We start from the raw sequence: 24,051 nt of genomic DNA on the forward strand, positions 1-24,051 counted from the left end.
CTCAAAGCTCCGGAACGAGGAGGTCGGCGACGGGGCCGGGCACGACGAGTTCGGCGCCCGTCACGGCCTGCAGCTCTGGAAGCGAGAGCGCCGGCAGCTTCTCGCGCAGGACGAAGCGCCCGCCCTCGATGTCGATGACGGCCAGGCTCGTATAGATGCGCGTGACGCAGGCGACGCCCGTCAGCGGCAGCGAGCAGCGCTTCACGAGCTTCGGCCGCCCGTCCTTCGTCACGTGCTCGGTGATGACGGCGACGCGCTTGGCGCCGTGCACCAGGTCCATCGCCCCGCCGACCGCCGGCACGCCCTTCGGGCCCGTCGACCAGTTGGCGAGATCGCCGGTCTCGGCGACCTCGTAGGCGCCCAGGATCGCCACGTCCAGATGCCCGCCGCGCACCATGGCGAAACTGTCGGCATGGTGGAAGAAGGCCGTGCCCGGCTTCAAGGTCACGGCCTTCTTGCCGGCATTGATGAGGTCCCAGTCCTCGCTCCCGGCCGCCGGCGCCTCGCCGAAGCCGAGAATGCCGTTCTCGGTGTGGAAGATCGCCTCGCGGCCGGGCGGCTGGAACTTCGCCACCATCTCGGGAAAGCCGATGCCGAGATTGACATAGGCGCCGTCGGCGATGTCCTGCGCGGCGCGCCAGGCGATCTGGGTGGAGGAAAGCTTCGCGCTCATGCGGCGGGCTCCGGATAGACGGCGTTGGCGCGGTTCAGCTCTTCCTCCTGCGCGGGCGCGCTCACCTCGACCAGCCCCTGCACGAAGAGGCCGGGCGTCACCACGTGCTCGGGATCGAGCTCGCCGGGGGCCACGATGCGCGTCACCTGCGCGATGGTCGTGGCGGCGGCGGTGGCCATCAGCGGGTTGAAGTTGCGGGCGGCCTTGTTGAAGGTGAGGTTGCCGAGCCTGTCGCCGAGATGGGCCTTGATGAGCGCGACATCGGCCTTCAGCCAGAGTTCGCGCACGTAGGGCCGTCCGTCGAACTCCTCGACGGGCTTGCCCTTGGCGAGGTCCGTGCCGTAGCTCGTCGGCGTGTAGAAGGCGGGAATGCCCGCACCGCCGGCCCGGATGCGCTCGGCGAGCGTGCCCTGCGGCACCAGTTCCAGCTCGATCTCGCCCTTCAGGTAGCGCTCGGTGAAGACGCGCGGGTCGGCCGAGCGCGGAAAGGAGCAGATGAGCTTGCGCACCATGCCCTGCTCGATGAGGGCGGCGAGGCCGACATGGCCGTTGCCGGCATTGTTGTTGACGACCGTCAGGTTCTTCGGCGAGCCGGTGGCCAGAAACCGGTCGATCAGGGCGTGGATCAGTTCGATCGGCGCGCCCGAGCCGCCGAAGCCGCCGATCATCACCGTCATGCCGTCCGCGATGCCGGAAACGGCGTCGACGAGGCTGGGGAGCGTCTTGTCCATGTCTCTCCTTCGCGGGGCGGCTTCGCCGGCCGGGCGGGATGGTTGCGGGGGGAAGTCAGATGTCGAGGAAAACGGTCTCGCGCTCGCCCTGAAGGCGGATGTCGAAGGTGAAGACGGCCCGCCCCTCGCGCTCGTGGCGCGGCGCGATCAGCGTCTCGCGCCGCTCCGGCTCGGGAATGCGCAGGAGCAGCGGGTCGCGCGCGTTGGCCGCGGCCTCGTCGGCGAAGTAGAGGCGCGTGTGCAGGCCGAGATTGATCCCGCGCGCCACGATCCACACCGTGATATGCGGCGCCTGCAGGCGCCCGTCGCGCATCGGCACGGCGCCGGGGCGGATCGTCTCGAAGCGGTAGGTGCCGTCGGTGTCCGACACCGGCTGGCGGCCCCAGCCGGCGAAGGCGGGGTCGGCCGCGCCGCGCGTCTCTTCGGGCGAGGGGTGGAGCCCCGCGGCATCGGCCTGCCAGATCTCGATCAGCGCGTCGCGCACCGGGGCGCCCGCCCCGTCCGTCACCCGGCCCTCGATCACGATGCGCTCGCCCTTCGTGTCCGGCCCGACGAGGACGAGGCCGAGATCGGCGGTCCAGACGCCGGTGATCTCCACCCAGTTCGGATTGGTGCCGATATGGACGTAGGGACCCGCCGTCTGCGAGGGCGACTCCTTCAGATAGTGCAGCGGCTGGACCATCAGTTGCCCTCCATCCGGTTCTCGAACGGCGTCGAGCGGCGCCCGCGCAGCACGATGTCGAACTTGTAGGCGAGGCTGTCCATCGGGATCGTGGCGTTGCGGTCGAGCGCGGCGACGAGGCGCTCGATGGCGGCCCGGTCGGGGATCGTCTTCACGATCGGGCACTGCCAGATCATCGGGTCGCCCTCGAAATACATCTGGGTGACGAGGCGCTGGGCGAAGGCGTGGCCGAAGACCGAGAAATGGATATGGGCCGGGCGCCAGTCGTTGACGCCGTTCGGCCAAGGATAGGCGCCGGGCTTGACGGTGCGGAACGCGTAGGCGCCCTCGGCATCGGTGATGGCGCGACCGCAGCCGCCGAAATTGGGGTCGAGCGCGGCGCGGTAGCCTTCCTTCTTATGGCGGTAGCGCCCGCCGGCATTGGCCTGCCAGAATTCCAGCAGCGCGCCCGGCACCGGGCGGCCCGTCTCGTCGAGCACGCGGCCATAGACCACGATGCGCTGGCCGATCGCCTCGCCGTCCCCGCCGAAATTGCGGATGAGGTCGTTGTCGAGGGGGCCGAGAATGTCGTGGCCGAAGACCGGCCCCGTCTCCTCCGACGGCGTCGTCGGCATGGAGAGGAGCGCATGGCGCGGCGAGCGCAGCACGGAGGTCTTGTAGGTCGGCGTCAGGGCCGGCGGGTGCCAGTCCCGGTCGCGCTGGAAATAGGATCCGCTCATCGCACCACCTCCCCCGTCCCGGGCTCCATCTCGTGAAGCGTCGCCTTGGCGATCCTGATCGCATGGTTCGCCGCGGGCACCCCGGCATAGACCGCGACATGCATCAGCGCCTCCGCGATGTCCTCGGGCGTCGCGCCCGTGTTGCGCGTGGCGCGCACATGCATGGCGACCTCCTCGTCGTGCCCGAGCGCGGCGAGCAGCGCGATGGTCACGACCGAACGCTCGCGCCGGGTGAAATGCGGGCGCGACCAGACGCTGCCCCAGGCCCCTTCGGTGATGAAGCGCTGGAAGGCGGCGTCGAAGGGCGTGATCGCGGCCGTGGCGCGGTCGACATGAGCATCGCCCAGGACCGCCCGGCGCACCGCCATGCCGGCCTCGAAGGCGGCGGACGAAGCGGCGGGCTTCGTCGGCGCGCAGGCCTCGAAATGGTTCGCGATGGCGCGGGCGACCTCGGCGGGGCGTTCCAGACATGGCAGATGGCCGGCGCCGGCCACCGTCTCGAAGCGCGCGCCCGGCACGAGCCGCGCCGTCGCCGCCACGAGGTCGGGGGGCGTCGAGAGATCGGCGTCACCGGCAAGGACGAGGGTCGGGGCCGCGATGCCCGCGACCTCGCCGGTGAGGTCGGCGTCGCGCAGCGCCGCGCAGGTGCCGGCATAGCCGGCCGTTCCCGTCTGCGCGAGCATGGTGCGCCAGCCGGCGAAGGCGGCGGGCTCGCGGGCGGCGAAATCGGGCGTGAACCAGCGCGCGGCGACGGCCTGCGCGATGGCGGCGACGCCGCCCGCCTCGACGGCGGCGATGCGCTCGTTCCAGCTTTCGACCGTTCCGATGCGCGCGGCCGTGTCCATCAGCACCAGCGCGTCCACGCGTTCGCCATGGCGGGCGGCGATCGCCTGCGCCACCAATCCGCCGACGGACAGGCCGACGAGGCTGGCGCTCGACCAGCCGAGCGCGTCCATGAGCCCGAGCGCGTCCGCGACGAGGAGATCGAGCCCGTAGGGCGCCGGCGTCGCCTCGCTCAGCCCGTGGCCGCGCATGTCGTAGACGAGGGTCTCGCAGCCGGGCGCCAGTCGCTCGGCGACCTCGTCCCAGATCCGCAGGTCCGAGCCCAGCGAGTTCAGGAACAGGACGCGGCGGCCGCCGCGCGTGCCGGCGCGCCGGTGATGAAGGCCGATGCCGTTGACGGTGACGAAGGCCATGGCGTCCTCCCGGTAATTTCCGTGGTCCGGACTGTCACTAGGACGCGGCGATGGTGATGTAAAATGAGGATTGCTGCCCGATGCATAACCGCTAAGTTATGGCCATGTCGCTCGCTGCCATCCGCCTCCGCCATCTGCGCACCTTCGTCGCCGTGGCGCGGGAGGGCAGCGTGGTGCGCGCCGCGGACGCTCTCTCGGTGACGCAGCCGGCGGTGTCGAAGTCGATCCGGGAACTGGAGCTGATCCTCGGCCTCGACCTCCTCGACCGCTCCCGCCGCGGCGGCTTCCTGACGGCGGCGGGCGAGATGTTCCTGCGCCATGCCGAGGCGAGCCTGGCGGCGCTGCGCCGCGGCGTGGAGGAGGTGGAAGGGGCGGCGGCGGCCGACGCGCAGCCCGTTCGCGTCGGGGCCCTGCCGACGGTCTCCGCGCGTCTCCTGCCGCTCGCCATCCGGCGCTACCGCACCCATGTGCCGGACGCCACGCCACGCATCGTCACCGGCCCGACCGGCTATCTCATGGCGCAGCTGCGCCAGGGGGACCTCGACATCGTCATCGGCCGCATGGGCGAACCGGAGGAGATGACAGGCCTCCTCTTCGAGCATCTCTATTCCGAGCCGATCGTCTTCGCCGTGCGCGCCGGCCATCCGCTCGCCGGCCTGTCCGCGCCCGAGCGCGAACTCGGCCGCTTCGAGTGCCTGATGCCGCCCCCGGGCTCGGTGATCCGCCCGACGGTCGACCGCCTGTTCATGGCCGCCAACCTGCCCCGCCCCGCCGCCACCGTCGAGACCGTCTCGCTCGCCTTCGGGCGCGCCTATGTGCGCGCCACCGACGCGGTCTGGATCATCTCGGAGGGCGTCGTCCTGGAGGATCTGCGCGCCGGCCAGCTCACCCGCCTCGCGGTGGAGACGCGCGACACGCTGGGGCCCGTCGGCATCTCGATGCGCGCGGGCCTCTCGCCGTCGCTGTCGGCGCAGATCCTGCTCGGCGAACTGCGCGCCGTGGCGGCCGGCATCCGTTCGGAATAAGCACGACGCGACCATCTTGCGTTCACGAACCGGTTCGTACACTTTTGAGCTCCCGCTGGAGGAAGCGGGAGCTCACAGCAAAGGGAGGATGAACCATGTGCCCAGTCGGGTGTCTCCATACGATCTGCGAACAGGCCACGCGCCGTGGCCTTCTGAAGGCCGGCTTCGGCTTCGGCCTTGCCGCCGCCGCCGGCGGCCTCGGACTGGCGCAGCCCGCCGCCGCCGCCAGTCCGGCGCCCGAACTGCGCTTCTCCAAGGTCCATGACCTCACCCATACGCTCTTCGAGGGTTTCCCGACCTTCAGCGGCGAGAAGTGGTTCACCGTCGAGAAGCCGGTCACCTGGGAGAAGGACAAGGTCAATCTCCATCGCTGGACGCTGATGGAGCACACCGGCACCCACATGGACGCGCCGCTGCATTTCTCGCAGGACGGCAAGAGCGTCGACATGATCGACATCGCCGATCTCGTCGTTCCCCTCGCGGTGATCGACATCCGCGAGCGGGCGGCGGGCGACGCCGACGCGGGCGTTACGCCCGACGACATCAAGGCCTGGGAGGCGAAGAACGGCCCGCTGCCGGAAGGCTGCTGCGTGGCGATGAATTCGGGCTGGCACAAGCTTCTCGACCAGCCGAAATTCACCGGACGCGACGCGGAAGGGCGCAACCACACGCCGGGCTTCCATGCCGAGGCGGCCGAGTTCCTGATCGAGGAGCGCAACGTGAAGGGCATCGCGGTCGATACGCTGTCGCTCGATCGCGGCATCGCCTCGGGCGCGTTTCCCGTCCACTATGCCTGGCTCGGCAGCGGCCGCTGGGGCGTCGAGGCGATTGCCGGGCTCGACGACCTGCCCGCGAAGGGCGCCATGCTGGTCGTCGCCGGGCCCAAGGTGAGGGGCGCCACCGGCGGCCCGAGCCGCATCCTCGCGCTCGTCTGATCGCGCAGCCCGAACAGAACGGTCCGGCGCCCCGGAGGTGGCCGGACCGCAGTCGTCAAGAACGCGGAGCCCTCTCATGAAGACCTCGATCGCGACCGTATCCCTGTCGGGGGATCTGGCCGACAAGCTGAGCGCGACGGCGGCGGCCGGCTTCGACGCGGTGGAGATCTTCGAGAACGATTTCCTCGCCTTCGACCGCAGCGCCCGCGAGGTCGGGCGCATGGTGCGCGACGCAGGGCTCGAGATCTCGCTCTTCCAGCCCTTCCGCGACTTCGAGGGCCTGCCCGAGCCCCAGCGCGCCCGCGCCTTCGAGCGCGCGCGCCGCAAGTTCGAGACGATGAACGAGCTCGGCACCGATCTCATCCTCGTCTGCTCCTCCGTCTCGCCGCTGGCCCTCGGCGGCATCGACCGCGCCGCCGACGACCTGGCGGCCCTCGGCGAGATCGCCCGCGCCGCGGGCGTGCGCGTCGGCTACGAGGCGCTCGCCTGGGGCCGCTTCGTCAGCGACCACCGCGACGCCTGGGAGATCGTGCGCCGGGCCGACCACGCCCATGTCGGGATCATCCTCGACAGCTTCCACACGCTCGCCCGCGGCCTCGATCCCGCCTCGATCCGCGCCATCCCCAAGGACAAGATCTTCATCGTCCAGATGGCGGACGCCCCGAGGCTCGACCTCGATCTCCTCTCCTGGAGCCGGCACTATCGCAACATGCCCGGCCAGGGCGACCTGCCCGTGGCCGAGTTCATGGCCGCCGTCGAGGCGACCGGCTATGCCGGCTACTACTCGCTGGAGATCTTCAACGACCAGTTCCGCGCGGGCTCGGCCCGCCAGACCGCCGTCGACGGGCGGCGGTCCCTGTTCTTCCTGATGGACCGGCTGAAGGCCGAGGGACGCGCCGTCAACGGCTTCTCCGAGCCCGAGCCCCTCCCCGCCCCGGCACGCACGCGCGGGGTCTCCTTCGTCGAGTTCGCCACCGACGGCGCCTCGGCGCGCGCACTGTCCGCCATGCTCGTCTCCATCGGCTTCCGCCGCGCCGGGCGCCACCGCTCCAAGGACGTCGAGCTCTTCGCGCAAGGCGACCTGCGCGTCGTCGTCAACACGGAGACGGAGGGGCTCGCCCATTCCTCCTATGTCGTGCACGGCACCAATGTCTGCGCGCTCGGCCTTCGCATGGCGGACGCGCCGGCGGCGCTCAGGCGCGCCGAGGGGCTGCTCGCCGCCCCCTTCCGCGAGCCCGTGGCGCCGGGCGAGCAGGAACTCGCCGCGCTCCGGGGCGTCGGCGGCAGCCTCCTCTATCTCGTGCCGGACGGCGACGCGCTCGCCCGCCAGTGGGAAGCCGACTTCGCGCTGGAGCCGGGCTGGGACGCACATGCCGGCGCCGGCCTCGTCGCGATCGACCACGTCGCCCAGACGGTGCGCTACGAGGACATCCTGTCCTGGACGCTCTTCTACCGCTCGATCTTCGACCTGAAGGTCCTGCCGCCGGTGGAGGTGCCCGATCCCGGCGGGCTGGTGCGCAGCCAGGTGCTGGAGAACGCCGACGGAACGCTGCGCGTCGTCCTCAACGGCTCGCAGTCGGCCCGCACGCTCTCGGCGCGCTTCGTCTCGCAGTTCGTCGGACCGGGCGTGCAGCACGTGGCGCTGCGCACGCGCGACATCTTCGAGACGGCGAAGACACTGGCCGGGAACGGCGTCGCCGTCCTGCCGATTCCGCAGAACTACTACGACGACCTGGAGGCCAAGTTCGACCTCGACCCGGCGACGCTGGACGCGCTGCGGCACCACTCGATCCTCTACGACCGAGACGAGGCGGGCGAGTATTTCCAGATCTACCTGAAGGCGCTGGAAGGGGGCTTCTTCGTCGAGATCGTCGACCGGCGCGGCTATGCCGGCCTCGGCGCCCCCAACGCCGCCATCCGCCTCGCCGGCCAGGCCCGCCAGACCCCGGAGGGATTGCCGACGCGCTGAGGCGGGGCGGCTTCGCGCCACGCCCCTGCCTGACACCGCTCGATCAGGCCGCGCCACCCCCGTGCGCCTTGGCGGTCAGGTCGATGCCGAGCGCCGTCATCACCGCGATCGTGGTCTTCAGCGTCGGATTGCCGGACCGGCTGAAGGATCGATAGAGCTGTTCGCGCGACAGGCCGGTTTCGCTTGCCAACTGCGCCATGCCCTTGGCGCGTGCCACGGTCCCGAGCGCATGGGCGATGTAACCCGCGTCCTGCGAGGCGAAGGCTTCGGCCATATAAGCCGCGATCGCTTCGTTCGATGTCAGCCCCTCCGCCGGGTCGAAGGTCGTCAACGGTTCGGCCATCTCGGAAATTCCCTTCTTCGGCCAGACGCTTGGCGGTTCGGATGTCGCGGGCCTGCATGCGTTTGCTGCCGGCGCAGTACAAGACGATGATCGTCTCTCCCCGCTTCTGGAAATAGATCCGGTATCCCGGACCGTAGTGGATGCGCAGTTCGCTGATCCCGTCGCCGACCGGCTCGACATCGCCGGCATGGCCTTAGGCAAGACGGTCGAGACGCGAGACGATGAGACCGCGAGCGCGCTCGTCGCGCAGAGCCTTCCACCATTGCCTGAAGGTTTCGGTCTGTCGCAGTTCGAGCATGGCGAACTGTAGTTTATAGACGACAGCCGGACAAGGCGTCGGGCGCGGAAATCGTTGGGCCCGCCGCTCGGCCGGCGCCGGCTTCGTGAGGCAGAAAGGCCGGCACGCGACCTCTTCCCCTTGCGGTCAGGCCGTGCGCAGGAGCGCCAGGACGGATTCCTGCAGCAGCGCCTTGTGGCGCTGGCGCGTTCTGGGGTCGGCGAGGTCGCGCCCGAAGATCGTGCCGAACGTGTGCCGGTTGGAGACGCGGAAGAAGCAGAAGGAGGAGATCAGCATGTGCAGGTCGATCGGGTCCACCTCCCGCTTGAAGGCGCCGCTCGTCTGGCCGCGGCGCAGGATCGCCTCGATCGTGGCGATGACCGAGACGTTCAGCTGGCTGAGCGTCGTCGACTGGCGCATGTGCTCGGCCCGGTGGATGTTCTCGATCGTGACGAGGCGGATGAATTCGGGATTGGCCTCGTCGTAGTCGAAGGTGAAGTCGATGAGGCGTCGCATCGCCTCGACGGGATCGAGCTCGCCGAGCTTGAGCTGGTCCTCCACCTGCCGGATCCCGGCATAGGCGTGTTCGAGGACGGCGAGATAGAGCCCCTCCTTCGATCCGAAATGGTAGTAGATCATCCGCTTGGACGTGCGCGTGCGCTCCGCGATCGCATCGACCCGCGCGCCCGACAGACCGTTGGCGGCGAATTCCTCGCGGGCGACGAGGAGGATGTCGTGGCGCGTCTTCTCGGTGCGGTCGCGTTGCGCCACGCGGCGCGCGCGGGCCGAGCGCTCGGCGGGCGCCGCGGCCTCGTCCGCCTCGGGCGCGAGGATGTCCTGCGATCGGCTCATGCTCATCTCGTCCTGACGTCTCCCCGCGCGGTCGCCCCGGGTCAGTATCGCCGAGAGTGCCGTCCGGCGCCATTATCGAAAGCGCGCCGCCTGCCGGATTCGGCTGTTGACTGAACGAACCAGTTCGTACATCTTTTGACAAGGTCCGGCGGCCGGGAGAACGTCGCCGCACCGGGGAGACGCCGTTCCACCGCCATCCGTCCCGTCCCGCCTTCTCGCGCGAAGGCGGCCGCGTGGCGGTCTGCGCCCGGACCGGCACCGAACTTGATGCGCCCGCGCGCCGATCGACATCGGGAGGATGTCCGTCATGCAGAAACTGGTCGATCTCTATTTCCAGACGCTCAAGGCGGCCATCGCGCTGCTTCTGGCCGTCATGGTGATCCTCGTCTTCGGCAATGTCGTGATGCGCTATGCCCTGAACAGCGGCATCACCGTCTCGGAGGAGATGTCGCGCCTCGCCTTCGTGTGGCTGATCTTCCTCGGCGCGGCGCTCGCGCTGCGCGACCATGCCCATATCGGCATCGACACGCTCATCCGCGCCCTGCCGCGCAAGGCCGCCAAGGCCTGCGTCCTCGCCGGCTACCTCCTCATGCTTCTGGCCTGCGCGCTCCTGCTGCAGGGCGGCTTCGAGCAGTCGACGCTCACCTGGAACGCCGTGACGCCGGCCGCTGGCATCTCGATGAGCTGGTTCATGATCCCCGTGGTGATCTTCTCGGTCACCGCGATTCTCCTCCTCGGCGCCGAGGCGCTCGCGATCCTCACGGGCCGCATCGACCTCTCGAGCGCCGTGCTCGTGCAGGACTCCGAAGATCTGCTTCCGCCCGACGCGGCGCGACCGGCCGAGCCGCCGGTCGCCGCCGGCCTCGGCCGCTGACGGGAGACAGGGATCATGGTCGTCGCCGTCTTTCTCGGTTCCCTCCTCGGCACGATGGCGCTCGGCATGCCGATCGCCTTCGCCCTCGTCCTCTCCGGCGTCGCGCTGATGATCCACATGGATCTCTTCGACGGCCAGATCGTCGCGCAGACCATCCTGCAGGGGGCCGACAGCTTCACGCTGATCGCCGTGCCCTTCTTCATGCTCGCCGGCGAGATCATGAACCAGGGCGGTCTGTCCAAGCGCATCGTCGATCTCGCGGTGTCGCTCGTCGGCCATCGCCGCGGCGGGCTCGGCTTCGTCTGCATCCTGGCGGCCTGCGTCCTGTCGAGCCTCTCGGGCTCGGCGGTGGCCGACGCGGCGGCGCTGGCCGCCCTCCTGATGCCCATGATGGTCCGGTCCGGCCACGATCCCGCCCTGTCCGGCGGCCTCATCGCCTCCTCGGCGATCATCGGCCCGATCATCCCGCCCTCGATCGGCTTCATCCTCTACGGCGTCGTCGGCGGCGTCTCGATCACCAAGCTCTTCCTCGCCGGCATCGCGCCCGGCCTGATGATCGGCGCCGCGCTCTGCGTCGCCTGGCTCTTCGTCATCCGCAAGGAGAAGTTCGCCCTGCCCGTGCGGGCGAGCGGCGCCGAGCGCCGGCAGGCGCTCGCCTCGAGCCTCTGGGCGCTGATGCTGCCCGTCATCATCATCTTCGGGCTGAAGTTCGGCGTCTTCACGCCGACGGAGGCCGGCGTCGTGGCCGCCGTCTACTCGCTCTTCGTGGCGATGGTGATCTATCGCGAGCTGACGCCCTCGATGCTCTTCGGCGTCTTCGCCGCCGCGGCCAAGACGACCGCCGTCGTCATGTTCCTCGTGGCCGCCGCCTCCGTCTCGGCCTGGCTCATCACCATCGCCGATCTGCCGGGCGCTATGGTGGCGCTGCTCGAGCCGCTGATGGACAACCAGACGCTGCTGCTCGTGGCCATCATGGTCCTGATCGTCGCCGTCGGCACCGCCATGGACATGACGCCGACCATCCTCATCCTGACGCCGGTGCTCATGCCCGTCATCAAGCAGGCCGGCATCGATCCCGTCTATTTCGGCGTGCTCTTCATCATCAACAACTCGATCGGCCTCATCACGCCGCCGGTCGGCACGGTGCTGAACGTCGTGTGCGGCGTCGGCCGGATCTCGATGGAAAAGCTCATCCGCGGCGTCTGGCCCTTCATGCTGGCCCAGCTCGTCGTCCTGATGCTGCTCGTGCTCTTCCCGGCCCTCGTCACCGTGCCGGCCGCCTTCTTCGCCGGCCGCTGAACGCGGCCGATCCGTCTCCATCGATCGCGCTCGGGAGGGCGCGGCCGACATCCAGCGCCTTCGGGCACAACCTCGCGACGCCGGAAAGCGTCCATCTCGGGAGGACTACACAGATGCGCATCACCAGACGCTTCGCCGCCGCCCTCGGCCTTGCCACCCTCCTCGCCTCGGCGGGCCTCGCCCAGGCCGAGATCAGCGAGCGCACCATCAAGTTCGCCGCGCAGAACTCCAAGGGCCACCCGCAGGTGACGGGCATGGAGCGCTTCGCCGAACTCGTGAAGGAGAAGAGCGGCGGCAAGATCGAGGTCAAGCTCTTTCCCGGCGGGACGCTCGGCGGCGACGTGCAGACGCTGGCCTCCATCCAGGGCGGCACGGTGGAGATGAGCGTGATGAACGCCGGCATCCTCTCGGGCACCATCAAGGAATTCGGCGTCGTCGACCTGCCCTTCCTGTTCGGGACGCCCGAGGAGGCGGACGCGGTGATGGACGGGCCGATCGGCACCGACCTCATGAACCGACTGCCCGACCAGCGCCTCGTCGGCCTCGGCTTCTGGGAGCTCGGCTTCCGCCATCTCACCAACGACCGCCGCGCCGTGAACGGCGTCGAGGACGTGAAGGGCCTGAAGATCCGCACCGTGCAGGCCGCGGTGCCCATCGCCACCTTCAACGCGCTCGGCGCCAACGCCGTGCCGCTGCCCTATCCCGAACTCTACAGCGCGCTCGAGACCGGCACGGTCGACGGCCAGGAGAACCCGCTCTCCAACATCGTCAACGCCAAGTTCACCGAGGTGCAGAAGTACCTGACGCTGACCGGCCACCAGTACAATCCGCAGATCGTTCTGATCTCGAAGGCCTTCTGGGACAAGCTCGACCCGGAGGAGCAGACGCTCCTGCAGGCCGCCGCGACGGAGGCGCGGGACTACCAGCGCAAGGTCTCGCGCGACGCCAATGCCGGCTTCCTCGACGAGATCCGCAAGAGCGGCATGGAGGTCGTCGAACTCTCGCCCGAGAAGCTCGACGCCTTCCGCAAGGCCGTGGAGCCGGTCGTCGCCGAGTTCCGCGAGACGATCGGCGTGGAGACCGTGGACGCCCTCTTCGCCCAGCTGAAGACGCTCCGCGGCGCGAAGTAACGCGCTCCGGCGCGGCGGCCGGCCAGACCGGCCGCCGTGCTCTCTCCCGCTCTTCCCCGCCCCCTTCCTTCGAGGCGTGCGCCATGCTCGACACCCCCACCACCACGATCAAGGTCGGCCTCATCGGCAGCGGCATCGGGCTCTCGCGCTCGCCCGCCCTCCACGAGGCGGAGGGCCGCGCGAACGGCCTGTCCCTCACCTACGAGCTGATCGATCTCGACGAGCGGGGCGTCGGCCTGTCCGCCCTTCCCGATCTCCTGCGCGAGGTGGAGGCGCGCGGCTTTGCCGGCGTCAACATCACCCATCCCGCCAAGCAGGCCGTCATCCCCGCGCTGGACGAACTCTCGCCGGAAGCGCGGGCGCTCGGCGCCGTGAACACGGTCGTCCTCGCCGGCGGGCGGCGCATCGGCCACAACACGGACTGCCCGGGCTTTGCCGAGGGCTTCCGCCGCAGCCTGCCCGGGGCCGATCTCTCCCATGCCGTGCAGCTGGGCGCCGGCGGCGCGGGCGCGGCGGTCGCGCGGGCCATGCTGCAGCTCGGCACGAGGCGCCTGACGATCTTCGACAGCGACGGCGCGCGCGCGCAGGCGCTCGCGGGGACGCTGGAACGCCAGTTCCCCGATGCCGCGGTCGAGCCCGGCGGCGACCTCGACGCCGCGATGGCGCAGGCCACCGGCCTCGTCCACGCCACGCCCACCGGCATGGCCGCCCATCCCGGCCTGCCGCTCGACGAACGCCTGATCGAGCCCCGCCATTTCGTGGCCGAGATCGTCTATTTCCCCCTCGAGACCGAACTCCTGCGCGTCGCCCGCGCCAAGGGCTGCCGCACGGTCGACGGCGGCGGCATGGCCGTCTTCCAGGCCGCCGGCGCCTTCCGCCACTTCACCGGCATAGAACCCGACGCCGAACGCATGCTCGCCCATTTCGCCGCGATGGTCGGCTGACGGGCATCAAATCAGAGCGCCCCTCGCCCAGGGTGGCGCGTCGTGCATCGGATCGAAAGCAGGTTGATCCCCTGTCAAACAAATCGGTTGCGCAACAGCGCACGACGACCCGCTATGAATTGCGAGACGAGCGCATAGCGTTGCCGCCAGTTTTCGTCGCGCACGGCTTCGGAGCCATGCGAATTGCTCCCATCCGTTTTGATGTAATAATCCCCCAATAACGTTCCAATCAGAGAGAAGTCGGAGGGGCAAACTGCGGTAATTCGAAGCAGAAATTCATAGTCTTCCTCTTGCGTGAGAAAGTAATCAAAATACATAAGATCCTGCGGGACCAGCGTTCTGTCGATCACGAAACTGTGGATCGGACAGAAGTTCCCCTTGAGGAGGTCTTCTTTTTTATCGCCAGGAAATTGCGGTAATACTGACTCGACATACTGGTAATATTTCAGAATATTGCTTTGTACCGACCGAACGCTTGCAAAGGCGATTGCCGACTGCGTTTCCTTCAACTTGTTGATCCAAGTCAGGTAGGCCTCTGGATAGAGAGTGTCATCGTAATCCAGGAATGCCATGTAACGGCCGTTACAACTGCGCATCCCGAGGTTGATCAGCGACGAACGCGCATCCGCCGGGGTAGGCTGGTCGAAATTGTAGAACCGGATACCGAATCCATCGCCAACGTTGGCGTAAAATTCCAACCTGAGCCGGACGACGTCCAAATCCGCATCGCTGAATCTTTGCGTCACGATGATGACGTCGAGCGGCCTATACTGCTGCCCAAACAATGAAAAGATGCACCGATCCAATTCATCCAACTTGGTGACATCGTGAAATCGAACAATGGTCTCGATTTTGTCCATACTTACCATCTTGTCGGCGAGAAGCGGGTATCATGCTCGAAGTCGGCATAGGCCATCCATTCCGGCGGCACCGTATCCGACGGCGGCAGAGGCGGACCAAAGCCAAGCTCCGCGAGGGTGTCGACGCAATAATTCTCGAAAGCTGGACTGCCCCACTTCCGGGCGAGGAGGACCCCCGAGGCGAAGATCTCGCGCAGGATACCGACATTCCGCGCACGGTTCGTCACCGCGTGGAGGAAGAGCGCTCGCGGGCAAGTCAGCAACCTGAAACCCGAAGCAGCCGCCCGCCACGATAGATCGACGTCTTCGCAATAGAGGAAAAACCGCTCGTCGAAGCCGCCGACGCGGTCGTAGACACGCTTGGGAACAGCCAGACAGGCACCGGAAACCCACGGCGTATCGAAGTAATCCTGATTGTATACTTTTGGATGCTCGACAGGAAATTGCAACGCCTCCACCAAGGCGGAAGAGCGGTTCGCCTGAACCATTTGCACCAGGGCTTTGATCGTCTGAGGATGAAAGGCGCCATCGGCGTTCGCAGCGATATAGAGTTCGGCGCCTTCCTCGAACGCACGCTCCATGAGACGGTTGTGCCCGGCTCCAAATCCGACATTTCCGACTGGCTGGAGATAATCAATCAGCGTCCTGCCGCAAACCGAACGCCGGGTATCGGCCCCGTTGTCTTGAATGTAGACCCGTGCATCCGCACTCCCCAGCACGCGCAAGGACTCGTCCAGGCTCAGGATAAAGCGCCGGAAGTCAGCATCTTCGTTGTTATACGTGACGACACCCACGGCGACACGAAGTCGTGGCACCTCGTCGACCCCAAGGTTTACAGCCTGGATCTTCGAGACCAGCCGGCGACCGGCCGCTGGAATGGGCGGCACGCGCTGTCTGCGCGGTTCGGGCGCCGACGCGCCGAACAGCGTGACGCAATACTGCGCCACGAAGGCGTGAATGTCGTCGGGCGTCTCGGCACGGATGATGCCGGGCGTGTGTTCGAACAGTGGCTCATGCGCGATCTTGAGCCAGCGAAAACCCGCAATTTCGGCGGCGTAAAAGATCAACCGCTCGATTGCATGCGCTGGAGTACCGTCTTTCTGACCTTGCTCGTCTGGAAAATCCGAAAATGCCAATCCCAAATCGAGCAGCGGTCGCAAAGCAGCCGTTCGAGCCCAGAACATCGAGCCCGAAGGGAAATCGAGCGCCCGCTCCATGCTCAACGGGCGGCCCATCCTCTCAGACAAGGCATTCGCGATCTCGAAATTGCCGCCCCAGTTGATCCAGTGCCGAACGGGCTCGAAATGCTGGGACGCGACCACGCCCACGGAAGGCTCGATTTCAAACAGATCCAGGATGGACTCTACGATATCCCTGCTTCCAATGAACTGCTCACAGAAGAATGCTCGCCAATGCTCCAGAACGTCTGCATGTTTCGACCGCTTCGAATGCAGGAAAAGGACGAGGTCGTAATCGTCGTATACGTCAGCAAACCCGACGATCTTTGGAGCAACGTCTCGACCTATATTTGGAAAAACCCGGACATCGAATGTTCCAAACTTCCAGTTATCGAAGTATGACTCGATAATCGATTTTTTCCAATCAGCGTCCGTCGAAAGAAAAAAATCGAATGGCCGGTCTATATTTTCGAGATAGCCTTGGATCGATGGAATGACATCCGGATAGAATGCGTGACAGATCACGGCAATTCTAGGCTGTCGCGATGAGCGCTCTGACGAGAAGCCGAAAGGAACTGCTAAACAGAAGTCTTCCTCGATGGGACGCGCGATCTCGACGGGTTCTTCAACGATCTGAGCGGCGCTCGTATCTGTATCGACGTTGCTCAATTCATTCCTCTTCGATCCGAACGCCGCATGCAAGCTTTCCGAGCGCGCCGCCTAAAGCAGACAAGACCCTTTCGACGCATCGTCGCTGGTCATTGTCTTGGTCGGATGGCCGCATATGCCGAAAGTGACGGGCTTCCCGCGCTTATGAGTTGCTGTTTGCGCAAAGCAAGGCAACCGCCATAGCAGGCTTGGCTGTGCATGTATCACGCGTACAGAGTCCCAAAAGCCTGTGCATTTGTAGGGTCTTTCCTTATCGGGCGGAGTGTTTGGGGGACGCACCAGTCCTTGTCAAGGCGATGACTCTCGACGCGATCCTCCAGGTGCCTGGAGAGGCAACCGCTGGCATCAGCTCCCGCCGGTACCGCGTCCAAGCCGGAACGAAGCTATCGTCGAGATGGAGTTCGGTGGAGAACGGGTCCCGAGAGACCGAACGATGATGACAGGCTATGCGCTTCAGGACCGAGAGGCCGCCTGTTCCGCCAGTTCGCGATAGAGAGCGCCATAGGCCTTCCCCATCGCCTCGTCGGTGAAGAGCGCGAGGTAGCGCTCGCGGGCGGCATGGCCCCAGCGCTTCGCCTTTCCCGGATCCGCGACCATCTGCGCCATTGCCGCAGCCAGGGCCTCGGGATCGGCCGGTGCCACCACGAGACCCGTCATGTCATGACGATTGATATAGCTCGTTCCCGTCCCGATCGCCGTCGAGATCATCGGCCGGCCGAACATGGCAGCCTCCAGGAGGGCGAGGCCGAACGCCTCCGATCGCTCGTGAGAGGGGAAGACGAAACCGGTGCACAGGCGCAGCAGGGCCTCCTTGTCGGCATCGTCCAGTTCGCCCATGAAATGGACGTTGGATGCGCCAGCGCTTGCCGCGCGTTGCACGAGCTGGCCTTCCATCGGTCCCCGCCCGATGATGACGATATCGCAATCGACGGACGAGGCCGCGTCTATGAGGAACTCCAGCCCCTTGTAGTAGCGAAGAACGCCCGTGAACAGAAAGAACGGTCGTGGGAACCGCACCCGCCACCGCGCGGCGAGCGCCTCGTCCACATGGCCTTCGCGGTCGGCGAGACCGATCGGGATGACGGCGCATTTGGAGGCGAACCGCGAGAGCACCTCGCTCGACGCGAGATAGTCCGGAGAGGTCGCGACGATCCGATCCATTCGGCCGAGAAACCGCGTCATCACCGGGCGGTAGACCCGCTTCAGCAGCTTCTGCCTCACGATGTCGGAATGGTAGGTGACGATCGCGGGCTTGCCGTGCGGCACGGCGAAATGGACGACGTCCATCAGCGGCCAGGGGAAGTGGTAGTGCACCAGGTCCGCCTCGGCGGCGGCGGCCCGGAAGGCCCCGAACACCTCGCGCGAGAACCCCGTCGACGCCAGGTCGAAATCGCGCCGGGCCTTGAGGATCCGATGGCCGTTGAAGGACCCCCGCCCCTTCTCCGGCGTATCGCTCAGCGAGAGAACGGTCGTCTCGACGCCGAGCTCCGCCGTCGATCGGGCGATCGCCTCGATCGTGCGCTCGATCCCGCCAAACGTGTCCGGCCAGTAGGTCTTGAAGAAATGCAGGACCTTCATGCGGCAGACTTGTCGAAGGCACCGCGATCGAAACGGCCGGGAGGAAGGCGGCGGCGCGTCCCCGGCGAACCGGCCAATGCGCAGCGGCCACGCCGGGCTTGAACCGCGAGGGGCGCCGTCGACCGGCGCAACCGCGATCCGCCTTGGATTCTCATCTCGATCAAGCCTTGCTCACGATCGTCCGCCGACCTCGAGGGCGCCCAGGCAGCGGCGGACCCCGTCCTGCCAGTCGGGCAGCGCGTGGGAGAAGGTCTGCCGGAACCTTGCCGTGTCGAGGCGGGAATTGGCTGGGCGTCTCGCCGGCGTCGGATAGGCGCTGGTCGGGATCGGCGCCACGTCGGCGACGGGACCGCCGAGCGCGGCCGACTGCCGGAAGATCTCTTCGGCAAAGCCCGCCCAGGTGGTCTCGCCGCCGGCGACCATGTGGAAGACGCCGCGCCAGTCGTCCGCCTCCGGCTGGGCTTCGATACGGCGCGCGACGGCGAGGACGGCGTGCGCGATATCGGGCGCGTAGGTCGGAGTGCCCTGCTGGTCGGCGACGATCGTCAGCCTGTCCCGATCGGCGGCAAGGCGCAGCATCGTCTTCAGGAAGTTCGCGCCGAACGGTCCGTAGACCCAGGCCGTGCGCAGAATGACATGCGCCGGATTGGCGGCCTGCACGGCCGTCTCGCCCGCCAGCTTGGACTGCCCGTAGACGCCCTGCGGGCCGGTCGCGTCCCCCTCGACGTAAGGGGCGGGCTTGTCGCCGGAGAAGACGTAGTCGGTCGAGACATGAATGACGGGAAGACCCCGGTCTGCCGCTGCCGCCGCGACATGACCGGCCCCTTGCGCGTTCACCGCGAAGGCCCTTTCGGACTCCGTCTCGGCCTTGTCGACGGCCGTGTAGGCCGCCGCATTGACCACGATGTCCGGCCGGTGAACGGCGATGGCCCGGTCGATGGACGCCCGGTCGAGAAGATCGAGCGCCGGCCGGCCGAGGGCGACGATCTCGACGCTTTCGTCGGCAAGGCCGAGAATAGCCTGCGCGACCTGTCCTTCACGACCGGTGACGAGGAGACGCATGCCCATCAGCCCTTCGCGGCGGCGCCGAGGCGCTCGCCGGAATAGCGCTTCTCGCGGATCGGCCGCCACCAGTCTTCGTTCTGGAGATACCAGGCCACGGTCTTCTCAAGGCCCGTCTCGAACGTTTCCCGCGCATGCCAGCCGAGTTCGCTCTCGATGCGGGTGGCGTCGATCGCGTAACGCAGGTCGTGGCCCGGCCTGTCGGCGACGAAGTCGATCAGTTCGCGCCGGGTGCGGCCGTCGCCGAGCGGGGCCGCCCTGTCCAACGTATCGCAGATCGTCTCGACGACCGTCAGGTTCGATCGCTCGTTGCGTCCGCCGATATTGTAGGAGCGCCCGGCGGCGCCTCTCGTCGCCACCATCACGAGGGCGCGGGCGTGATCCTCGACATAGAGCCAGTCCCGGACGTTCTCGCCGCGGCCGTAGACGGGCAGCCGGCGCCCCTCCAGTCCGTTGAGGATCATCAGCGGGATCAGCTTCTCGGGGAAATGATAGGGGCCGTAGTTGTTCGAGCAGTTCGAGAGGACGACCGGCAGATGGTAGGTGTGGTGCCAGGCCATCGCCAGATGGTCGGAGGACGCCTTCGAGGCCGAGTAGGGCGAGGACGGCGCATAGGGCGTGTCCTCGGTGAACAGGCTGTCGTCGAGCGGCAGATCGCCGAAAACCTCGTCGGTCGAGACATGATGGAAGCGGAAGGCGTCGCGACGCACGGCCGGCAAACCGTTCCAATAGGCGCGGACGGCTTCGAGCAGCTGGAATGTGCCAACGACATTGGTCTGGATGAAGTCGCCCGGACCGTCGATGGAACGGTCGACATGGCTCTCGGCCGCCAGATGCATCACGGCGTCCGGCCGGGTCTCCTCCAAGAGGGAAAACACGAAGGCCCGGTCGAGAATGTCGCCCTGCACGAAGCGATAGCGCGGATCGGCCTCGATCGAGGCGAGCGAGGTCAGCGTCGCGGCATAGGTCAGCTTGTCGAGATTGACGACCTCGTGGTCGGTCTCGGCGATGAGGTGACGGCAGACGGCCGAGCCGATGAAGCCGGCGCCGCCGGTGACGAGAATCTTCAACGCGAGGGTCCTTCGTATTCGAACGGCGTCTCGACGAAGGTCGGCGCGTCGGCATCCTTCTGCGACAGGACGGGCATGCGCCCGCCGAGCGGCCAGTCCACGCCGAAGGTCGCGTCGTCGAAGCGGATGGACCTGTCGTGCTCGGCGCTATACGGCGCCGAGACCTTGTAGAGGACTTCCGTGTCGGGCTCGAGCGTCAGAAACCCGTGGGCGAATCCTTTGGGAACGAGGATCTGGTTGAAGGCGGCAGCCGAGAGTTCAAGCGCCACCCATTTCGCGAAGGTCGGGGATCCGCGGCGGATGTCGACGGCGACGTCCAGGATGCGCCCCTTCAGGACTCGCACGAGCTTGTCCTGCGCCACCGGCGGCGTCTGGAAATGCAGGCCACGCAGGGTGAACGGCTCGGCCGACAGCGACTGGTTGTCCTGCATCCAGTCGAGGTCGATGCCGGCCTGCCTCATCCGCTCGCGATTGAACGTCTCGGAGAAGAATCCCCGGTCGTCACCGAACTTGCGCGGGGTGATCTCCAGTACATCCGGGATGTCCAGGGGGCGGATTGAGAGCATGCTGTCGTCTCCGATCTGTCGACCGCGAAGCCTTTTCGCCTCGTTTCCGATGGAGGCTGTAGAAGTTCGGCGGGGACGCCGCTCCCGTCGCATCAACGAGGTTTCTGCGTCAAGTCCATCATCATGGTGAGCAGCTGCTCGGTCGGGCCAGGCTGGACATGACGAGCGCGGATCGCGTCCACGAGGGCGCCCTCGCCTCTTCCGGCCACGGCGGCATCGACCGCCTCCACGATCGCCGCGGGATCGGGCCGATCGACGTAGTTCGGCGCATCGCCCAGGAGTTCGCGAGACCAGGGGTGGTCCCGAAGGACGAGCGGCCGCCCTGAAAGCCCGGCTTCCAGGGCCGAGAATCCGGGATAGTCGATACCCAGCTCGATATAGGCGCTGCAGCTCTGGAAGGCCGAACGCAGGATCGGCGAACTCGGCTGGACATAGGGCACGAAGCGCACGCTCGCGTCCGCGGCGGCCCGGCAGCGGTCGTAATAGGCCTTGTCGCGGTGGCCGCCGATGAAGACGAGCGGCAGCTCGTATCCGCGCAGCGCCTCGATCACACGCAGCTGCTCCTTGCCTTCCTCGATCTGCCCGACCGAAAGGACGAAGCGGTCCAGCGCATAGGCCGACTTGAAGAGATCGTCCTCGACGGGCTTGGCGAAGGCGTCCGAGATGCTGGCGGAAACGACGACCGCACGCTCGGGCGCGAGCCGGAAATGCTCCAGGCACAGGGTGCGCTCGATCTGCGTGCGCAGGATCACGAGGTCCGCGAGGTCGAGATGGGTCTGCACCACGTCGCGGGCGCTGTGGTTGGGCTCGAAGAAGTTGAAGTTCGGGATGAGGACGATGGGCGTGCCGTGCGCCTTCACGTCGCGCAGCAGCGCCTCGCCCCCGCCGTGAGCCGAGAAGTGGATCACACCATCATAGAAGGAAAGCTTGCGCGATCCCGGCCCGTAGAGATCGGCGCGCACGCCCAGATCGTTGATGAAGTCGGCGAGCTGGCGCAGCTCCGTCTCGCCGCCGCCGTGGCTCAGGAACGCCTGGTGGTATGTCGTCAAAAGAACTCGCACCGGCGCACCCTTCTTATGGCAAGATTCAGTTCACGATCGTCGGCGGCGGTTGTACAGGATTGTCCAGCGATGCCAAACGGTCCAGCATCCTGTCGAGGCGTGCGTCCCAGCTGAAGGCGGCAAGGCGCTCGTCGTCGAGGTCGAGCGGCGGCACCGGATGGGAGATGATGGTCTCCACGGCCGCGATCCAATCCTCGGGCGTGCGACCGACGAGGATCGTGCCGTCCATCTCGCGAAGCGCCGGCATGGGCGTCGCCAGAACCGGGAGCCCGGCCGCCAGATACTCGTAGAGCTTCATCGGAAAGACGCTGGCGGCATAGCCCGTGAGGAGGTTCGGCAGCATTCCCACATCCATCGCCCGCAGATGGTCGGGAAGCGCGTCGTAGGGACGATAGCCGAGGAAATGGGCGTTCGGTAAGCGCTTCATGCGCGCGATGGCGGGGCTGGCATAGCCTTCCGGCTCGTCGCCGATGAACACCCAGTGCCAGTCGGGACGCGCCGCGATGCAGGTCTCGAGGAGACCGAGATCCAGCTTGTAGTCGGAGAGGACGCCGACATAGCCGATCCGCGGATGCGGGATCGCGGCCAGGGTCTCCGGCTGCGAGCCGGGACGCCGCGCGGCGGCGAAATGCTCGATATCGGCGACGTTGCGCTCGTAAACGGAGCGCGCGCCGGCCATCGCCGCGCAACGGTCCTGCAGCGGCAGGCTGGTCGTGAAGACGAGGTCCGCCCGCCTCAGGAGCCGGTCCTCCGCTGTCCGGTACAGCGTGGCGTCGACCCCCGGCACGGCCGCGATATCGTCGACGCAGTGGTAGACGAGCCGGTCGAAGCCGAGCTTCGGCAAGACGTCCTCGAGATAGGGATGGTAGGTCCAGATCGTCGGCGCGCCCCGTCCATGCCGCTTCAGCCATCGCCGGATGCGGTGGAGGAGAAGCCCGGCATTGACGGCGCGCACGGCCCGGTTCCCGTGCGCGAAGGGGATCGTGAGCGGCGAGAACACCCAGAGGTTCTCCTCCACCTCGCGGGGGGGCCGGCTCGCGCCCACCAGGCGATCGGCGATGCGCGACAGGTCGCGGCCCGAGACGCGCGGCCGGCGAAAGCCGACGGACTCGACGTAGAGCACCCGCGCGCCGCGCCGCGCCAGCCGTCGCGCGATGTGCTGCTTGTTGGTCCAGTAGGGCGCGTTCCAGTCGGCGGTGGAGAAGAGCACGACCGTGCGAGGGGGCGAGGCCGTCACGGCGCGAAGCTCGCCGTCAGCCGCGCCACGATCCGCTCGGCGGCCCGCCCGTCGCCATATGGGGACGGACGTCCTGCCAGCTTCGCCTTGCGCCCTTGCGTCAGCCAGCGCGTGGCGAGGGCGAGGATGGCGTCCGCGTCCGGCGGAACGAGACGGCCGAACCCGGCCTTGATGCCCTCGGGCCGCTCGGTGGTGCGGCGGGCGACGATGAACGGGACGCCGTAGGACGGCGCCTCCTCCTGGATGCCGCCGGAATCGGTGATGACGAGTTCGGCAGCCTTCAAGACGTGCAGAAGCGTCGCGTAGTCGACGGGTTCGCTGAGGACGACGTTGCGAATACCGGCCAGCGCCGGCATGACCTGCTCCCGCACGTTCGGATTGAGATGGACGGGAAAGAAGAAGCAGTGCCTGGAAAACCGCTCGGCCAGCCGCGCGATCGCCTCGATGACGGCCCCCAGATCGGGGCCGAAGCTCTCGCGGCGGTGGCATGTGACGAGGACGAGGCGGCCGGCATGCTCCGAGACGAGGGTGCGGATCGACGGCGAGATCTCCGCCGGGCCGGATCGCTCCATGTGCTGGAGGGCGTCGACGATCGTGTTGCCGGTCACCTCGATGCGCGAGGCATCGATGCCCTCGCGCATCAGTTGCCGGGCGGCCCAGGCCGTCGGACTGAAATGCAGATGCGCCAGCGCGCCCACGAGACGCCGGTTCATCTCTTCGGGAAAGGGATTGTAGGGATCGTTGGTGCGAAGACCCGCCTCGACATGCGCGACGGGGATCCTGTTGTAGTAGGCCGCGAGCGAGGCCGACAGGACGGTGGCCGTGTCACCCTGCACCAGGACGACGTCCGGCCGTTCCGTTCCGAACAGCGCGTCGCAGCGTGTCAGCAGCCGCGAGGTCAGGCCGGCGAGCGTCTGGTTGGCGACCATCACGTCGAGATCGCTGTCGGGCACGAGGGCGAAGCTGCCCAGCGCCTGCGCCAGCATCTCGCGATGCTGGCCCGTGGCGACGACGCTGACGCGCCAGTCGGACGGGCGCTCGCGCAGCGCCATGATGACAGGCGCGAGCTTCAGCGCTTCGGGGCGCGTTCCAAGGACGACCATCGCATGGCGGGCCATCGC

24 protein-coding genes and 1 pseudogene are annotated in these 24,051 nt (G+C 67.4%); 8 read left to right on the forward strand and 17 right to left on the reverse strand.

Features of this window, described 5'->3' with window-relative positions; genetic code table 11:
- Position 1: 1 nt before the first annotated feature.
- From ASG48_RS08590 to pcaD, 5 genes are read right to left on the reverse strand one after another with little or no spacing between them, the layout of a single operon-like run.
- Positions 2-673: a 3-oxoacid CoA-transferase subunit B gene (locus ASG48_RS08590; RefSeq protein ID WP_055848199.1), complete on the reverse strand. Its 672-nt coding sequence runs from the start codon at positions 671-673 to the stop codon at positions 2-4.
- Positions 670-1,404: a 3-oxoacid CoA-transferase subunit A gene (locus ASG48_RS08595; RefSeq protein WP_055848201.1), complete on the reverse strand. Its 735-nt coding sequence runs from the start codon at positions 1,402-1,404 to the stop codon at positions 670-672. Before ASG48_RS08595 ends, ASG48_RS08590 begins: the two co-directional genes overlap by 4 nt.
- 55 nt (positions 1,405-1,459) lie before the next feature.
- A complete protein-coding gene (gene pcaG, locus ASG48_RS08600) occupies positions 1,460-2,086 on the reverse strand; it encodes a protocatechuate 3,4-dioxygenase subunit alpha (protein WP_055848203.1) in 627 nt (208 codons plus the stop codon).
- The gene (gene pcaH, locus ASG48_RS08605) at positions 2,086-2,805 is read right to left on the reverse strand and encodes a protocatechuate 3,4-dioxygenase subunit beta (RefSeq protein WP_055848206.1); all 720 of its coding nucleotides are present in this window, start codon (positions 2,803-2,805) and stop codon (positions 2,086-2,088) included. The genes pcaG and pcaH overlap by 1 nt, the downstream gene beginning before the upstream one ends.
- Complete coding sequence (gene pcaD / locus ASG48_RS08610) at positions 2,802-4,001, reverse strand: 3-oxoadipate enol-lactonase (protein ID WP_055848209.1); 1,200 nt, start codon at positions 3,999-4,001, stop codon at positions 2,802-2,804. The genes pcaH and pcaD overlap by 4 nt, the downstream gene beginning before the upstream one ends.
- Positions 4,002-4,105: 104 nt before the next feature.
- Here pcaD and pcaQ point away from each other — a divergent pair, with 104 nt between their 5' ends.
- From pcaQ to ASG48_RS08625, 3 genes are all read left to right on the forward strand, one after another.
- Entirely contained in the window at positions 4,106-5,026 is a 921-nt protein-coding gene (gene pcaQ / locus ASG48_RS08615; protein ID WP_055849602.1) for a pca operon transcription factor PcaQ, read from the forward strand.
- A 95-nt stretch (positions 5,027-5,121) separates the two neighbouring features.
- The gene (locus ASG48_RS08620) at positions 5,122-5,961 is read left to right on the forward strand and encodes a cyclase family protein (protein WP_055848212.1); all 840 of its coding nucleotides are present in this window, start codon (positions 5,122-5,124) and stop codon (positions 5,959-5,961) included.
- A gap of 76 nt (positions 5,962-6,037) precedes the next feature.
- Positions 6,038-7,930, forward strand: coding sequence for a sugar phosphate isomerase/epimerase and 4-hydroxyphenylpyruvate domain-containing protein (locus ASG48_RS08625; RefSeq protein WP_055848215.1), 1,893 nt, complete (start codon positions 6,038-6,040; stop codon positions 7,928-7,930).
- A 43-nt stretch (positions 7,931-7,973) separates the two neighbouring features.
- Here ASG48_RS08625 and ASG48_RS18770 read toward each other — a convergent pair whose 3' ends face one another.
- Positions 7,974-8,273, reverse strand: a complete 300-nt coding sequence (locus tag ASG48_RS18770) for an addiction module antidote protein (protein WP_055848217.1) — start codon at positions 8,271-8,273, stop codon at positions 7,974-7,976.
- Between the two features lie 73 nt (positions 8,274-8,346).
- A pseudogene (locus ASG48_RS19015) lies at positions 8,347-8,430 on the reverse strand (type II toxin-antitoxin system RelE/ParE family toxin); the annotation flags it as partial.
- Here ASG48_RS19015 and ASG48_RS19020 point away from each other — a divergent pair.
- Positions 8,410-8,583: a hypothetical protein gene (locus ASG48_RS19020; RefSeq protein ID WP_348271126.1), complete on the forward strand. Its 174-nt coding sequence runs from the start codon at positions 8,410-8,412 to the stop codon at positions 8,581-8,583. The pseudogene ASG48_RS19015 and the gene ASG48_RS19020 overlap by 21 nt on opposite strands.
- A 114-nt stretch (positions 8,584-8,697) precedes the next feature.
- Here the strand turns inward: ASG48_RS19020 and ASG48_RS08635 are convergent, their stop codons facing one another.
- Complete coding sequence (locus ASG48_RS08635; protein WP_082529358.1) at positions 8,698-9,402, reverse strand: TetR/AcrR family transcriptional regulator; 705 nt, start codon at positions 9,400-9,402, stop codon at positions 8,698-8,700.
- Positions 9,403-9,709: 307 nt separating this feature from the next.
- Between ASG48_RS08635 and ASG48_RS08640 the strand changes: the two genes are divergently transcribed.
- The 4 genes from ASG48_RS08640 (at position 9,710) to ASG48_RS08655 (ending at position 13,649) form a co-directional block, all read left to right on the forward strand.
- Positions 9,710-10,276, forward strand: coding sequence for a TRAP transporter small permease (locus ASG48_RS08640; protein ID WP_055848220.1), 567 nt, complete (start codon positions 9,710-9,712; stop codon positions 10,274-10,276).
- A gap of 15 nt (positions 10,277-10,291) precedes the next feature.
- Complete coding sequence (locus ASG48_RS08645) at positions 10,292-11,575, forward strand: TRAP transporter large permease subunit (protein ID WP_055848223.1); 1,284 nt, start codon at positions 10,292-10,294, stop codon at positions 11,573-11,575.
- Positions 11,576-11,688: 113 nt separating this feature from the next.
- Entirely contained in the window at positions 11,689-12,705 is a 1,017-nt protein-coding gene (locus ASG48_RS08650) for a TRAP transporter substrate-binding protein (RefSeq protein WP_055848227.1), read from the forward strand.
- An 83-nt stretch (positions 12,706-12,788) separates the two neighbouring features.
- Positions 12,789-13,649, forward strand: a complete 861-nt coding sequence (locus tag ASG48_RS08655) for a shikimate dehydrogenase (RefSeq protein WP_055848230.1) — start codon at positions 12,789-12,791, stop codon at positions 13,647-13,649.
- 74 nt (positions 13,650-13,723) lie between these two features.
- Here ASG48_RS08655 and ASG48_RS08660 read toward each other — a convergent pair whose 3' ends face one another.
- From ASG48_RS08660 to wecB, 9 genes are all read right to left on the reverse strand, one after another.
- Positions 13,724-14,509, reverse strand: coding sequence for a glycosyltransferase family 2 protein (locus ASG48_RS08660; protein WP_055848233.1), 786 nt, complete (start codon positions 14,507-14,509; stop codon positions 13,724-13,726).
- Between the two features lie 2 nt (positions 14,510-14,511).
- Positions 14,512-16,356 (reverse strand): rhamnan synthesis F family protein, encoded by a 1,845-nt coding sequence (locus ASG48_RS08665; RefSeq protein WP_162243921.1) that lies wholly within the window; start codon positions 16,354-16,356, stop codon positions 14,512-14,514.
- 453 nt (positions 16,357-16,809) lie between these two features.
- On the reverse strand, positions 16,810-17,934 hold the full coding sequence (locus ASG48_RS08670) for a glycosyltransferase (RefSeq protein WP_055848238.1): 1,125 nt from the start codon (positions 17,932-17,934) through the stop codon (positions 16,810-16,812).
- A 171-nt stretch (positions 17,935-18,105) separates the two neighbouring features.
- The gene (gene rfbD, locus ASG48_RS08675; protein ID WP_055849614.1) at positions 18,106-18,996 is read right to left on the reverse strand and encodes a dTDP-4-dehydrorhamnose reductase; all 891 of its coding nucleotides are present in this window, start codon (positions 18,994-18,996) and stop codon (positions 18,106-18,108) included.
- 5 nt (positions 18,997-19,001) lie between these two features.
- Positions 19,002-20,066, reverse strand: a complete 1,065-nt coding sequence (gene rfbB / locus ASG48_RS08680; protein ID WP_055848241.1) for a dTDP-glucose 4,6-dehydratase — start codon at positions 20,064-20,066, stop codon at positions 19,002-19,004.
- On the reverse strand, positions 20,063-20,632 hold the full coding sequence (rfbC, locus tag ASG48_RS08685) for a dTDP-4-dehydrorhamnose 3,5-epimerase (protein WP_055848244.1): 570 nt from the start codon (positions 20,630-20,632) through the stop codon (positions 20,063-20,065). The genes rfbB and rfbC overlap by 4 nt, the downstream gene beginning before the upstream one ends.
- A gap of 92 nt (positions 20,633-20,724) precedes the next feature.
- Positions 20,725-21,681, reverse strand: coding sequence for a glycosyltransferase (locus ASG48_RS08690; protein ID WP_244486836.1), 957 nt, complete (start codon positions 21,679-21,681; stop codon positions 20,725-20,727).
- A gap of 37 nt (positions 21,682-21,718) precedes the next feature.
- Positions 21,719-22,930 carry a glycosyltransferase gene (locus ASG48_RS08695; protein ID WP_055848250.1) on the reverse strand — a complete coding sequence of 404 codons (1,212 nt, stop codon included), beginning with the start codon at positions 22,928-22,930 and terminating at the stop codon, positions 21,719-21,721.
- Complete coding sequence (wecB, locus tag ASG48_RS08700; RefSeq protein ID WP_055848254.1) at positions 22,927-24,048, reverse strand: UDP-N-acetylglucosamine 2-epimerase (non-hydrolyzing); 1,122 nt, start codon at positions 24,046-24,048, stop codon at positions 22,927-22,929. Before wecB ends, ASG48_RS08695 begins: the two co-directional genes overlap by 4 nt.
- Between the last annotated feature and the right edge of the window lie 3 nt (positions 24,049-24,051).

This window comes from Aurantimonas sp. Leaf443 (genome assembly GCF_001425575.1).
In the GTDB taxonomy this organism is placed as follows: domain Bacteria; phylum Pseudomonadota; class Alphaproteobacteria; order Rhizobiales; family Rhizobiaceae; genus Leaf443.